At 37.9% G+C, this 15,359-nt stretch carries 9 protein-coding genes; 8 read left to right on the forward strand and 1 reads right to left on the reverse strand.

Annotated features, from left to right (window positions below; genetic code table 11):
* The first annotated feature begins 5 nt into the window (after positions 1-5).
* From ABEB23_RS03900 to ABEB23_RS03935, 8 genes are all read left to right on the forward strand, one after another.
* Complete coding sequence (locus tag ABEB23_RS03900; RefSeq protein WP_348811061.1) at positions 6-1,613, forward strand: RagB/SusD family nutrient uptake outer membrane protein; 1,608 nt, start codon at positions 6-8, stop codon at positions 1,611-1,613.
* Between the two features lies 1 nt (position 1,614).
* Positions 1,615-3,255 (forward strand): glycoside hydrolase, encoded by a 1,641-nt coding sequence (locus tag ABEB23_RS03905; RefSeq protein WP_348811062.1) that lies wholly within the window; start codon positions 1,615-1,617, stop codon positions 3,253-3,255.
* Positions 3,256-3,385: 130 nt separating this feature from the next.
* A complete protein-coding gene (locus tag ABEB23_RS03910; protein WP_348811063.1) occupies positions 3,386-5,026 on the forward strand; it encodes a glycoside hydrolase in 1,641 nt (546 codons plus the stop codon).
* A 32-nt stretch (positions 5,027-5,058) separates the two neighbouring features.
* Positions 5,059-6,642: a glycoside hydrolase gene (locus tag ABEB23_RS03915; RefSeq protein WP_348811064.1), complete on the forward strand. Its 1,584-nt coding sequence runs from the start codon at positions 5,059-5,061 to the stop codon at positions 6,640-6,642.
* Between the two features lie 193 nt (positions 6,643-6,835).
* Positions 6,836-8,680 carry an NPCBM/NEW2 domain-containing protein gene (locus ABEB23_RS03920; RefSeq protein ID WP_348811065.1) on the forward strand — a complete coding sequence of 615 codons (1,845 nt, stop codon included), beginning with the start codon at positions 6,836-6,838 and terminating at the stop codon, positions 8,678-8,680.
* A gap of 21 nt (positions 8,681-8,701) precedes the next feature.
* A complete protein-coding gene (locus ABEB23_RS03925; RefSeq protein ID WP_348811066.1) occupies positions 8,702-10,918 on the forward strand; it encodes a glycoside hydrolase family 43 protein in 2,217 nt (738 codons plus the stop codon).
* A 57-nt stretch (positions 10,919-10,975) separates the two neighbouring features.
* Positions 10,976-13,399, forward strand: a complete 2,424-nt coding sequence (locus tag ABEB23_RS03930) for a glycoside hydrolase family 2 TIM barrel-domain containing protein (RefSeq protein ID WP_348811067.1) — start codon at positions 10,976-10,978, stop codon at positions 13,397-13,399.
* Between the two features lie 461 nt (positions 13,400-13,860).
* Positions 13,861-14,370 carry a CAP domain-containing protein gene (locus ABEB23_RS03935; protein WP_348811068.1) on the forward strand — a complete coding sequence of 170 codons (510 nt, stop codon included), beginning with the start codon at positions 13,861-13,863 and terminating at the stop codon, positions 14,368-14,370.
* A gap of 203 nt (positions 14,371-14,573) precedes the next feature.
* Here ABEB23_RS03935 and ABEB23_RS03940 read toward each other — a convergent pair whose 3' ends face one another.
* On the reverse strand, positions 14,574-14,933 hold the full coding sequence (locus tag ABEB23_RS03940) for a hypothetical protein (protein ID WP_348811069.1): 360 nt from the start codon (positions 14,931-14,933) through the stop codon (positions 14,574-14,576).
* Positions 14,934-15,359: the final 426 nt, after the last annotated feature.

Genomic DNA, 15,359 nt, shown 5'->3' on the forward strand with positions numbered 1-15,359 from the left:
AGGATATGAAAAAAATAATATTATCAATAATAGCTTTTTCTGTGTTTGCAGTTTCCTGCGAGGAATTTATTGAAAAAGAGACAAGAGGGGTTCAGAGCATTGAAAACTATTTTCAAACTGCGCAGGAATGTGAGAATTATGTTAATGAGCTAACACACAGGTTGTTGCTTTCTAATGATTGGTATACATTACTGGCGCCAAGATTAACAAACGAAACAGCGACAGACGATGCTTGGATGGGCAATACAGGGCAAGACAACAGTGCTTTTAGACCTTGTGCGCAATATATTATTACGTCTGACAATATGGGATCTATGAACAGTATTTATACTGCGCATTACTATACTATTCAATCTTGTAATATTGGTTTAGAGAAAATGGCGGAATCTCCGATTAGCGAATCTCAAAGAAATCAGTACATGGGAGAATCATTGTTTGTTCGTGCGTATTGCTACTATGAGTTGGTGAATAACTTTGGAGACGTTCCTTTGTATACAAAATCATTAGGAACAAGTGATTTGAGTCTGGAGCGTAGTCCTGTTGCAACAGTTTATGCACAAATAGAGGCCGACCTTAAAGAATCTGCTGCGAAATTAGAAGATATTCCGGTAGACAGAAACGGAAGAGTTAATAAATGGGCTGCTTACGCTTTATTGGCACGTGTATCTCTTTTCCAAGAGAAATGGGCTGAAGCAAAACAATATGCTGACAAGGTTATCAACGAAGGGCCTTTTGCGTTAGAGTCTGATTTCCTAAAAATATGGGATGTCAATAACCATAACGGAGTTGAGTCTATCCTTGAAGCACAGTCTTCAGATGTACAAGATAAGAGTTTAGGATCTATGTTGCCTACTTTCTCAGGAGCAAGAGGGGAAGACAAAAAATATTTCCCAAGCAATGATGCGCAAGATGTTATTGACGGTTGGGGATGGTGTATGCCAACAAGTGATTTAGAAAACGCTTATCTTTCTGAAAATGATGAAATCCGTCGCAGAAGTACCATCACAAAATGGGGAGAAGCTGCTTATGGAGATGAGGTTCTTAATCCAACCCACAAATTTAGCTTGAACGACAACAAATCGGGACGTATTTGTCGTAAATACTACATTCCTATTGAAACCCGTCGTGCTTTAGACAAAAAAGACGGACACTTACCGTTGAATGTGCCGTTGATTCGTTTGGCTGAAATGTATCTGACAAGAGCAGAAGCGAACTATCATTTAGGAAATGCTGGAGGAGCTTTGTCTGACATCAATGTTATTAGAGCTCGTGTAGAACTTGATCCTAAAACAGGTTTAGCAGGTCCTAGTTTACTGAAACAAATTTACAAAGAGCGTCGTTTAGAATTAGCTTTCGAAGGATTGCGTTTGTTCGATATTCGTCGTGAAAAGGATCCAAGCACAGGAAGACCTGTGATCGAATCTTTGATGGGGCCTAGTGGTACTTTTGTTCAATACAACTTGAGCTCTACTGATCCATATGAAACTACCAACTTGAGAGAATCACAAGATAAAGGAATCAATTTCAGTCCTTCTAAAAATTTGTTGTGGCCAATACCTCAATTGGAAATAGATTTAAGTGGAGGTGTAATTACACAAAACCCTGGTTACTAATATGAAGTTGATTAATAACTATAAAGTAAGCCTGCTATTTGCGGGCTTACTTTTCATTAACTCGGTATTAATTAGTTGTGAATCGGATACAGCTGAAAATCCACCCCCTGTAGCTTCTACTACCAGAGATTTGAATGTGAATCTTGATATGAATCTTCAGACGATGGAGAGCTTCGGAGCATCAGATGCCTGGCAATGTAATTTTATCGGAAAAAATTGGCCTGTCGATAAAAGAAATCAGATCGCTGACTTATTATTTAGTCGAGAAGTTGATAGTGAAGGAAACCCGAAAGGGATTGGATTGTCATTGTGGCGTTTTAACCTTGGTGCGGGAAGTGCAGAACAAGGAGAAGCAAGTGATATAGGAGATGAATGGCGACGTACAGAATGTTTTACTGCTGATGGTGTTACTTACAATATGAGCAAACAAGCAGGTCAAGTATGGTTTATGAAAGCCGCTAAGGAACGCGGAGTCGAAAAATTATTGGCTTTCACAAATAGTGCGCCTGTTTATTTAACAAACAACGGTAAAGCACACGCAACCATTAAAGAGTTTTACAATTTGAAGGATGGAAAAATGCCGGAACTAGCTGATTTTTGGGTTAATTCTATTGATAAATTGAAAACAGAACACGGCTTGACAATAGATTATATCAGTCCTTTCAATGAACCACAATACGAATGGGACGGTACCAATCAGGAAGGTTCCCCAGCGACAAATGCCAATATAAACAGTTTTGTAACGATTTTATCTCCAAAATTGCAATCGAAAGGACTTAGTTCCCAAATTGTGGTAGGTGAAGCAGGAGCCTATGAACCGCTTTATAAAACAGTTTCGGGTAAAGAGAGCAGATCCAACCAGATTGATTATTTCTTTGGTGTGAATTCGACCAAAAATATTGGAGGATTGAGCAATGTAAAGAAAACTATATCGGGACACAGTTACTGGCAAGCTTGGCCACTGAGTGAGCTCATTTCTTCCAGACAATCTGCTGCTACAAAAATACAAGCAGTTCCGGGACTTAGTCTTTGGTCTTCTGAATATTGTATTCTTGAAAGCCCGGGAACAGCTGAATTGCCAGGTGGCGGAGGTCCAGGAAGAGATTTGGGTATAAAAACCGCTCTTTGGGTAGCCCGTATCATTAGCACTGATATTGCAATTGGGGGAGTTTCCTCTTGGCAATGGTGGACTGCCATAAGTCGTGGTGATTATAAAGACGGATTGGTTCATGTTGATGATGGAGCGAGTAATGGAGCAGGTAATGCTGATTATTGTAAAAATGATGGAAATGTTAGAGAGACCAAAATACTTTGGGCTTTAGGGAACTTCTCATTTTTTGTAAAGCCAGGAATGGTAAGGGTTCAAATACCAGGTTTAGATAATTCGGCAGCTACGACGGATGTAATGCTAACAGCTTACAAAGATGTGGCGAATAAAAAACTGGTAATTGTAGCGGTTAATTACGGTAGCTCCGCAAGAACTTACAAATTGAATCTTTCAGGAGGAACTTTGGACAATAATAAATTGACTTCTTATACAACTTCTGATACTAAAAGTTTGAAAAAAGGGGCTGATGTTGATGCTGCTAATTTTGAAATACCTGCAAAATCGGTTGTCACATACACAGGGACTTATAAATAAGCAATTTATTGAATCATTAGCTGATAATAAGATTTACAATTACTGTTTAACAGCATTGAATAGTTGCTTCTCCAATTTTTTGAGAGAGGGGAAAATGTAGAAGATAAGTAAAGTACAAACAAAACGAAAAATGAAAAAAACATATTTTCCTTTTTTCCTGCTAACTGTTTTATTTATAATCGGATGCGAATCGGATGTAAAAGAAACGGAAGCACCCGTTGCTTCAACAACAAGGGATTTAAAGATAGACCTGAATGCCAATCAGCAGACGATGGAAGGTTTTGGAGCTTCGGATGGATGGCAATGCCAGTTTATCGGAAAGAATTGGCCTTTAGACAAAAGAAATCAGATGGCAGATTTGTTGTTTAGCAAGGAACTGGATGTGGATGGAAATCCAAAGGGTATCGGTTTGTCTTTATGGCGTTTCAACCTTGGAGCCGGTAGTGCCGAACAGGGAGAAGGCAGTTTTATAAATGATGAATGGAGAAGAAGTGAGTGTTTTCTTAATGCTGACGGAACTTATAACTGGGAAAAACAGGCCGGACAAAGATGGTTCATGAAGGCTGCAAAAGCCAGAGGTGTTGAAAAAATACTGGCATTTACCGGTAGTCCGCCAGTTCATTTTACCAAAAATGGAAAAGCATTTTCGGATGAAGGCAGTTATTTGAATTTACAAACGGATAAGTACGATGATTTGGCCGATTTCTGGGTTAGTTGTATCGAAAATATCAAACTCAAAGACGGCGTTGACATCGATTATATCAGCCCAATTAACGAGCCACAGTACAACTGGAATCCTGCCGCAGATGGTTGGGCAGGCCAAGAAGGAACAGCCGCGATGAATAGTGAGATCTATAATTTAGTAAGCTCTATTTCTCAAAAATTAAAAGAACGAGGTTCCAATAGTCAAATAGTACTGGGAGAAGCGGCAGCGTATGACTGTCTCTACAAAGAAATGACTGGACAGACAGGCAGATCCAACCAGATTGATTATTTCTTTGGCGTTAATTCAGCCAAAAGCATTGCTAATATGAGTAATGTTAAAAAAACAATTTCGGGACATGCTTACTGGCAAGTTTGGCCTGTAAACGAACAAATATCTTCGAGAGAATTGGTCTCTTCACGAGTAAAATCGGTTCCGGGACTTAGTTTATGGGAAACAGAGTATTGTGTGATGGAGAGCCCAGGTACAGCCGAAATTCCTGGAGGTTCAGGTCCGGGGAGAGATTTAGGGATGCAAACGGCCCTTTGGGTTGCTCGTATTGTCAGTAACGATATTGCTGTTGCAAATGTTACGTCCTGGCAATGGTGGGTAGGAATCAGCCGTGGCGATTATAAAGACGGATTGATTCATGTTGATGATGGTGCGAGTGCCGGTCACAGCTGGGGAGATGCCAACTATTGCAAAAATGACGGTACCATCAGGGAAACAAAAATTTTATGGGCTCTTGGGAATTTCTCGTTTTTTGTCAAACCGGGGATGATTCGTGTCCAAATTCCGGATCAAAATTATGTATCAGCTTCAACAGATGTGATGCTTACAGCCTATAAAGATGTGGCAAACAAAAAATTGGTGGTAGTAGCCGTTAATTACGGAAAGTCGGCAAGGACTTATAAACTCAATCTTTCGGGAGGAACTTTAAAGGACAATCAATTGATTCCATATACAACTTCTGACACAGCCAGTTTGAAAAAAGGGGCTGCTGTGAAGGGCGACAAAATTCAAATTGCACCAAGGTCCGTGGTCACTTTTGTAGGGAGTTACAATTAATTATTTTTTTAATAAGATAGATAGAAAATAAAATGAAAAAAATTTATGTCTCGCTTTTATTGTTGGTGAGTTCGTTGTTTTTTGGTCAACGAACCGCTACGATTAGCACTGATAATGTCATGCAAACTATGGACGGTTTTGGAGGTTCGGATGCCTGGCGATGCCAATTTGTTGGAAAAAATTGGCCAGAGCAAAAAAAGAATGCCATTGCTGATTTATTGTTTAGCAAAGAAATTGATGCAGAGGGAAATCCAAAGGGAATAGGACTTTCAATTTGGAGGTTTAACTTGGGAGCAGGAAGCACAGAACAAGGCGAAAACAGTAAAGTTTCGGACGAATGGAGAAGAAGCGAGTGTTTCTTAAACGCCGATGGAACGTACAACTGGTCGAAACAAGAAGGGCAGAGATGGTTCTTGCAAGCGGCCAAAAAGCGCGGCGTGGAAAAATACCTGATTTTTACGAATAGTGCACCTGTTCATATGACCAACAACGGATTGTCTTTTGCAACTCAAAAAAATAAGCTCAATCTGAAAGAAGGGGCAATTCCAAAATTTGCCGATTTCTTGGTTCAAAGCATTCAGGGATTAGAGAAGAAAGAAGGGATTAAATTTGATTATGTGAGTCCGATAAATGAACCGCAATGGGAGTGGATGGCCAATAACGGCGATAAAAACAGCCAGGAAGGAACGCCAGCTACCAATCAAGAAATTTATGATTTGACCAAAGCACTTTCGGATAAACTCAAAGCCAAAAAAATGAGTACTGAAATTGTTATTGCCGAAGCGGGACAAATCAACTATTTGTATGAAAATGTAAATGGAGAAAATCGCGACAATCAGATTGACTACTTTTTTGGTAATGCAAAAACGAATATTTCAAAATTACCGAATGTCAAAAATGCCATTTTAGGACACAGTTATTTCACCACCTGGCCTATTGATAAACAGGTTTTAAGCCGAAAGCTGATTGCTGCAAATGTTAAGCAAAGACCAGGATTAAAATATTGGCAGTCCGAATATTGCATTCTTGAAAATCCGGGAGAAGCTGAAATTCCGGGTGGTTCCGGTGGAGGAAGAGATTTGGGTATGCAAACAGCTTTGTTTGTGGCACGTTTGATACACAATGATATTGCGCTTGCCAATGCGGCTTCATGGCAATGGTGGACTTCACTAACCCGTGTCGATTATAAAGATGGTTTGATTTATCTGGATGATGGAAAAAGCAAGGGAGGAACAACACCTGATTATGTTAAGAATGATGGGGAATTCCATGATTCCAAACTGCTTTGGGCTTTGGGGAATTATTCCTTGTTCGTGCGTCCGGGTATGCAACGAATTGATGTGCCTAATCAAGACGAATTGGGGGCTGCAAATGATGTGATGCTAACGGCTTACAAAGATGCAGAAAGCAAAAAACTGGTTGTAGTTGCAGTCAATTGTGGAAAATCGGCTCAGAAATACAAATTTGATCTGACAAAAGGAACACTCAAAAACAATGAAGTGACTCCTTATATTACCTCCGAGAATTCTAATTTAAAAAGAACTGACATTCAGAAAATTGATAGTATCGAAATTCCGGCCAAATCCGTTGTCACTTTTGTTGGGGAATTGCAATAAGGTTTAATTCGAGTTTGTTTTGAAGTTTTCAAACTATTACAAGACTCATAATTTGTAAACTGTTTTTTGTCATGTTGATTTGTTTAGATACTTTTTTCATTTATATTTACAAATGTATAAAATACACTTATTTAATAAGTTGATGTACATAAAATCAATATTTCAAACAATTACAATTAAAAAAATAATACAAATGATTCAATCTAAATTTTATAAAAAGGTATTCTCAGTCTTATTCTTTTCGATAATAGGCTTTAGCGCTCATGCCCAAACAAATAAAGATTTTCACAGCTGGGCAGCTACGCCTCCAATGGGGTGGAACAGCTGGGATTGCTTTGGACCTACCGTTACAGAAGCTGAGGTAAAAGCCAATGCGGATTATATGGCTAAATATTTAAAACCATATGGATGGGATTATGTTGTAGTCGATATCAGATGGTATGTTGGAAACGACAAAGCACATGGATACAATGAAAAAGATCCCGATTATGTTTTGGACCAATATGGCAGATTTTTACCGGCAGTCAATCGTTTTCCTTCTGCAGCAGGAGGAAAGGGTTTTAAACCCCTGGCGGATTACCTTCATAAAAAAGGGTTGAAGTTTGGTATTCATATAATGAGAGGTGTACCCGTAATTGCGGTAAAACAAAATTCAGCTATCAAAGGCACGAATTTGACGGCTAGAGATATTTATTCTGATAAAGACCAATGCAGCTGGTTACGCGACATGTATACGATAATCCCTGGTAAACCGGGCGCTCAGGAATATTATAATTCTCTTTTTGAATTGTATGCTTCTTGGGGACTTGATTTTGTTAAAATAGATGATCTTTCTTCTCCTATTTATTTTGAAGGGGAAATCGATATGATTCGCAAGGCCATTGATCGCACTGGACGTAAAATTGTGTTGAGCACTTCTCCAGGGGAAACTCCTCTGGCGCATGCCGACCACGTTCAGAAAAACGCTAATATGTGGCGTACCGTTGGAGATTTTTGGGATAGCTGGGAACAATTAAAAGACCATTTTGAAGTATTTGACCGTTGGAACAAATGGCGTTCTTATGGAGCCTATCCTGATGGTGATATGTTGCCGCTTGGCCGTATTGGTATCAGGGCGGAAAGAGGAGATCCTCGTATGACGGCTTTTACTAAGGATGAGCAATATACGCTGATGACCTTATGGACTATTTTTAAATCTCCTTTGATGTTTGGCGGGAATCTTCCGGATAATGACCCATTCACCCTTTCTTTATTGACCAATAAAAATGTCTTAAAGATTCTTAACGAAAGTACCAACAACAGACCTCTTTTCACGGATAAAGACAAAGCGGCTTGGATTGCCGATGAACCGGGTACAGGAGCAAAATACTTCGCAGTCTTCAATACAGCCGATCAACATTTGGTAACTGAGGAAAAAGCAGTTTGGAACAGCGGATTAATAACCAAAGCAACTCCTGGTCAAAGTGCTAAACTTGATATTAATATTTCGGGTGCTAAAAAATTGTATTTAGTGGTCAATGATGGTGGTGATAAAACCGATTGGGATCACGCCAACTGGATCGAACCCATGCTGTATAAAGGTAAAGATTCCATCAAATTGACCAGTTTAAAATGGATAAAAGCAACGGCAGGATGGGAAAAACCAAGGGTTAACCAAAGTGTTTCCGGAAATGCGCTTACAGTAAATAAGGTGAAGTATGAAAATGGTATTGGTACACATTCCAATTCAATTATAGAGTTTGACATACCGGAAGGCTACACCCGTTTCAAAGCAATTGCTGGATTGGATGAAGCTTGTGTTACCCAAAATACTGGAGCTACCGCTAAATTTTTTGTGTTTACAGAAAACCCTTCGGGGCCTGCACCAGCGCCTAGTGCTAAAATTTCTATAGACCTAAAAAATAGCGGACTTCCCGATACATATTTAATTACGGATTTATGGTCTGGAAAATTTCTTGGCAAATTTTCGGGTGAGTTCGCTCCTGAAATCAATCTGCACGGAGCAGGTTTGTATAAAATAGTTAAAGTATCTAAATAGCTAAATCTTATTAAAAAAAGCATGAACTATAATTCAAAAATATCCTGCAAGAGAAGGAACACTTATAAATGGGTTGTTTTAGTTTTAGCCTTGACGACTCTCGGAACCGCCAGTGCGCAACAGCTTTCGAAAAAGAAATCATCTACGTCTGAAGTAAAGGTTTCAAAGGAAAAAACAAGCGCCTATTTATTTGCCTATTTCACAGGAAACTCAAACGACGAAGAAGCGATCCGTTTCGCCATCAGCAATGATGGTTACAACTTTAGAGCACTGAATAACAATCAGCCCGTTATCGATTCCAAACAAATCAGTTCGACTGGAGGAATTAGAGATCCACATATTTTGCGAGGAGCCGATGGAAAAACGTTCTATATGGTGGTGACCGATATGGTTTCTGCCAAAGGTTGGGATTCTAACCGTGCAATGGTTTTATTGAAATCAACCGATTTGGTAAACTGGAGTTCGACGGTTATCAATATTCAAAAGAAATATCCAAACAATGAAAATCTGAAACGAGTTTGGGCACCGCAAACTATATATGATGCCCAAAAAGGCAAGTATATGATTTATTGGTCCATGCAGCACGGAAATGATATTGACAAAATTTATTATGCTTACGCCAATGCTGATTTTACCGATTTGGAGACTGAGCCAAAGCAATTGTTTTTTAGTCCAACGAACGGAGCTTGTATCGACGGTGAAATTATTTTCAAAGACAATAAATACCATTTGTTTTTTAAAACAGAAGGTTCGGGAGCGGGTATAAAAGTTGCCGTATCCGATGAACTTACCAGTGGCTATGTTTTGAGAGATAAATATGTGCAGCAAACCAAGTATCCTGTGGAAGGCGCCGGGGTTTTCAAACTGAATAATTCCAATGATTATATCCTGATGTATGATCTTTATACAAAAGGAAAGTATCAGTTTACCAAAACCAGTGATTTAGAAAACTTTGCTGTTATCGATAATGCCATTTCGATGAATTTTCACCCGCGTCACGGAACGGTTATGCCTATAACAGCAAAAGAATTGGCTCGATTGGAAAGCAAATGGGGAAATGCAAAGGATATTATGAGTTCGGCTGATGCTAAAGAGATTAAGAAAACCAATATCAAAGCGGACGATGCTACGAAGCAAGTTCATTTGCCAGTAAAAATAGGAACCAATCTTTCTTCATTTAGACCTGATTTTACAAAATTTGCAGGGGTGACCGTTGAACCCAAAGCTGCTCAAGACTTTACAAAAGGAGCCGTAAAATATACCGTTAAAATAGAAGGACAACCGGCGGAAATCTGGTCGGTTACTGCTGCGATTGCCAATAATCCTGCCTTGAACGGTTTTTATGCCGATCCCGATGTTTTGTATTCGGAAAAAACTTCAAAATATTATATCTACCCAACCAGTGATGGATTTGACGGTTGGTCAGGAACCTACTTCAAAACCTTCTCTTCACCTGATTTGGTGAATTGGACTGATGAAGGAATTATTCTTGACCTTGAAAAAGATGTTAGTTGGGCAAAGAACAATGCATGGGCTCCTTGTATTACTGAGAAAAAGGTTGGAAACTCGTATAAATATTACTTCTACTTTACTGCAGGTCAGAAAATTGGTGTGGCTGTTGCCGATAGTCCGGAAGGTCCTTTTGTAGATTCAGGAAAACCATTGGTAGACAAGTTGCCAAATGGTGTTTCGGGAGGACAACAAATCGACCCAGATGTATTCACGGATCCACAAACAGGAAAAAGTTATTTGTACTGGGGCAATGGTTATATGGCTTGCGCCGAACTTAACGAGGACATGATTTCTATCAAGCAGGAATCAATCAAAGTCATGACTCCCGATGATACTTTCCGTGAAGGGACTACTGTCTTTTTCAAAAATGGTAAATATTACTTTTTATGGTCCGAAGACGATACCCGAAGCGAAAATTATCGGGTACGTTATGGAACTTCCGACTCTCCATTCGGTACAATTAAAATCCCACAAAACAATCTGGTGATTGCAAAAGATAAAGAAGCAGGGATATATGCGACAGGTCATAATTCAATCATTCAAATCCCTGGTAAGGACGAATGGTATATTGTTTACCACCGCTTCAATTATCCAAAGGGAATTACTATGGGAGATGCAGCTGGTTTTAATAGGGAAGTGTGTATCGATAAAATGGAGTTTGATGCAGCTGGCAATATTTTACTCATAAAACCAACCCACGAGGGAATTAAACCAGTAGGAAAGTAGCGCTACAATAGGCTAATACACAAGACTAGATTTAATGAATAACAAAAATTATATATAATGGCTATTAAAAAATTCTTATTACCAATTTTTATTTTTTCCTGCTTATCTGCTTTTAGTCAGATATCATTTGGAGATTCAAAAAAAATTAATGACAGCTGGACCTTTGCTCTTCAAGATGCTCCGGAAGCTAAAAATACATCTTACGACGACAGTAAGTGGCAATCGGTTAATTTGCCTCACGATTGGAGCGTAAAAGGGCAGTTGAGCCCTACTTTGGCGAGTTGCACGGGTTACCTTCCGGGAGGAATTGGTTGGTATCGAAAAAGCATAAATATCCCTAAAAGTAAGAGTGGAGAAAAAGTGTACTTATATTTTGAAGGCGTTTACAACAGAAGTGAGGTATTTATTAACGGGCACTCATTAGGAAAACGCCCTAACGGATACATTTCTTTTGCTTATGATGCTACACCTTATATCAAATACGGAGAAAATAATACTATCGCGGTACGAGTAGATCACAGTCAGAGTGCCGATTCCCGTTGGTACACAGGTTCGGGTATTTACCGTAATGTATGGTTGGTTTATTCAAATCCTGTTCATATTGCACAATGGGGTGTGTATGCCTATCCAGAAGTTACTAAAAGCAACGGAATTTTGAATGTAGAAGTAGATTTAGAAAATAATTCTGCTGCAAAAGCGAATCTTACCGTACTAAATGAGCTTTTAGATTCTAACGGAAAAGTAGTCGCAAAAAGTTCTCAAAAAGTTGCTGTAGCGGCAAATAAAGCAAATAAACTTGCAACAAAGATTGAGGTAAAAAATCCTAAGTTATGGGATTTAGAGCATCCAAATCTGTATCAGTTAAAAACGACTGTTTTAAAGGATGGAAAAGCAATTGATAAAACGGTAACGCAAACAGGTTTTAGAAACTTTACTTTCGATCCTAATAAAGGTTTCGCACTTAATGGCAAATGGATGAAAATGAAAGGGGTTTGTCTTCATCATGATGCAGGAGTTTTAGGGTCAGCTGTACCTCGCGAAGTTTGGAAAACGAGATTACAAACATTGAAAGAAATAGGCGTAAATGCAATACGTACCAGTCATAATCCACAGGCTCCTGATTTTTATGAACTATGTGATGAAATGGGGTTATTGGTGCTTAATGAAGCTTATGATGAATGGGAGTTTCCAAAACGTAAATGGCTAGTGGGTTGGAACGTAGGTGTTCCTGGATTTGAAGGTTCTTATGATATTTTTGCTGATTGGGCCGAGAAAGATTTGGAAGATATGGTACGTCGTGACCGAAATCACCTTTCTGTATTTGGATGGAGTATCGGTAATGAGGTAGATTATCCAAATGATCCGTATTCTCATCCAGTACTTGATGGCGGAAAAGATACAGGATTTGGACAAGCTGCCTATGGTGGTTATAAAAAGGATGCACCAGATGCGATGCGCCTTGGAGCCATTGCCAAACGTTTAGTGGCAGCAGTAAAAAAATACGATAAATCACGTCCTACCACAGCAGGGCTCGCAGGAGTTGCCATGTCAAACGAAACAGAATATCCGGGTGCTTTGGATATTACTGGATATAATTATACAGAGAGTAAATACCTGACTGACCACAAAAAATACCCTAACAGAGTAATTTACGGCAGTGAGAACGTTCATAACATGGAGCCTTGGTTAGCCGTAAAAAATAATGAGCATATTTTTGGCCAGTTCTTATGGACAGGTATTGATTATTTGGGCGAATCAGGAAGCTGGCCTTCCAGAGGATTCTACTCAGGACTAGTGGATCTTGCTGGGATTATTAAGCCAAGAGGGTATTTCCGCCAATCATTATGGTCAGATAAACCAATGATTTACGCTGGAACTTACTTGGCTAATAAAGATACAGAACTTTCTAAAGATGCCTGGTCTTTATGGAATTACAGTGAAGGGCAAATGATTAGAGTCGTTTGTTATACCAATGCCGCCAAAGCCCGTCTGGAATTAAACGGAAAAGTGGTTGGTGAGGAGAAAAACTACGATGAAAAAACAGGTGTTATTTACTGGGATATCCCTTTTACTTCAGGCAAATTAGAAGCAATAGGACTTAGCAATGACAACAAGATAGTAAGCCGATACGCGATACTGTCTTCCCAACAGCCGCATGCTTTAGTGATTAATGAAAAAAACATCACAATCAATAAAGAAAAAGGAGTTGCAAAAGTTATCGTACAGGTACTGGATGAAAAAGGCCTGCCTGTAATGCTTTCGGATAATGAAGTTACTTGTACTGTAAGTGGTTCAGGGACTTTATTAGGATTGGAAGCAGGTAACAATACTGATATGACTGATTATACCGATAATGTTCAGAGAGTGTTTCATGGTCATTTAGTAGCGTATGTTCAGGCAACGGGAGGTAAGGAACCTATAACTGTAAAGTTTAGTGGCAACTGGTTAAAACCGACTGAGGTTAGCATTCAGGTAAAGTAAGTTTCCAGTATGTATAAAATCATAATGAGAGACAAATTGCCTAAACTAATAAAAAAGTAAGACTGCTCCTTTTGAAGTGAGCACTATTAAATAGTTTTGTTTTGAGTGGTTTCAAGTGAGTAAAGGCTGTTTCTTTAATTAGAAACAGCTTTTATGTTTAAAGACGTTTTGAGTATACACGAAACAGCTTTGGGTTTTGGAAAGTTCAAAGTAGAAGACAATATAAAGTTTACAATCACAAAAAATCAATAAGCTTGTCGATAAGCAAAAAAGGATAGATAGTAGCGTATAATCTTTTTTGGATCAGTATTCTAAAAATGAATTTGTGATTAAAACTCAAGAAAAGGAAAGTGGCCTAATTATTGGAAACTGGGTCTGTGAAAATATTCATATTGGTCATAAAACAATTTGATTTGAATAATAGTCAAATAAAAATAGTTGCTTAACTAAATTATAAAATTATGAGAAAGATAGTAATGGGGCTATTGTTTTTAGTAGCGTTTTGCTCAAAGGCTCAAGGAATAAGTTACACGGGCAGTAAAGTATCCGTTAAAGATGCTGATAAATTTATGGAACACCATAATTCTGTTAGAGATGAAGTTGGAGTACCTAATTTATCTTGGAACCCAAAACTTGCCAAAGTTGCTCAAAAATATGCTAATTTATTAGCATCAAAAAAATGTTCGCTCAAACACAGCCAAAATCCGAAGTATGGTGAAAATTTATTTATGGGTAATGGAACAGTCTATACAGCAGTAGATGCGTCTAAAGCCTGGTATAAAGAAAAGCGAATGTATTCCTACTCTAAAATTGGGTATAATAATTATAAAACAGTGGGGCATTATACTCAAATGATATGGAAAAATACAACAGATGTTGGGGTAGGCGTTGCTATTTGTAAAGATGGGAGTTATATTTTTGTTGCCAACTATTTTCCTAAAGGAAATTATATTGGAAAGTATCCTTATTAATATAGCGGATTTATCATAAATCAAAAGCTCAAAACTATCAAATAGTTACTTGTTATGCTCTGCGAAGAGTTCCTTTTTAAAACTTGGCAAATGTTTCTGACTTTGCCATTTTTTTTGCTTCTTGGGAATTGAAAATAGTATAAAAGTCCTCCGATTTTTTACGAATACCTTAAAATAAAAATAAGATAATGCTGTGATACAATCTAGTTTAGCTGTTCAGTGCTTTTCATTCTTAAACAATGTTCAGTGCCTAAATAGAGCGGGTTTCCATGTTTTTCGGACCAAAATCCATCCAAAACGTCTTTGGTGATGCATCGATAAACAGCGACTCCCTTATAGGTTTTGTTGTCTTCTCCTTTATAGCTAAAATTAATTACCAGAATATTGTCTTTAAAGAAACCGTAGCCTTTTTGTTCGTCTGAGTTGTTAATTAACCATTTGGCTATAATTCGATTGTTCTCATCTAAGGATAAACTCAAAATACCTTTATAGGTTACTTCACGGTTCTCATCTTGATTCCTTCCAGAAATTGAATAATCACCAATTAGATCTTGTATAATCATTTACTTCCCGATACAGAAATTAGTATTCCTTATTTTATAGTGCTTAATAGCTTGTGAGGTACAGTATAGGAATTAAAATTTTTATTTTTTTACGGAAATTAGCAACTTTATTGCGAAAAAATCATCGCTTGTTATTTGCCCTGTACTTATTCCTAATTTTAATCAATAAAATCAGAACTTTACAAAGATATAAATAAAACGGTCTTCTTTTTAATGATTTTTCAGGTTTTTTTAAAGAGAAAAACTACCTGATTTTTGGTCAAATTTGATGCTAATTTCTGTATAATTATCCGATTAAAAAAAAATCTATTGATTTTTAGATTTTTAAGTGTTTAGGGCAATTTTTTACATAATAATAATAATAATAATAATAATAATAATAATAATAATAATAATAATAATAATAATAATAATAATAATAATAAT

Origin of the sequence: Flavobacterium maritimum (assembly GCF_040049085.1) — a bacterium.
Lineage (GTDB): Bacteria > Bacteroidota > Bacteroidia > Flavobacteriales > Flavobacteriaceae > Flavobacterium > Flavobacterium maritimum.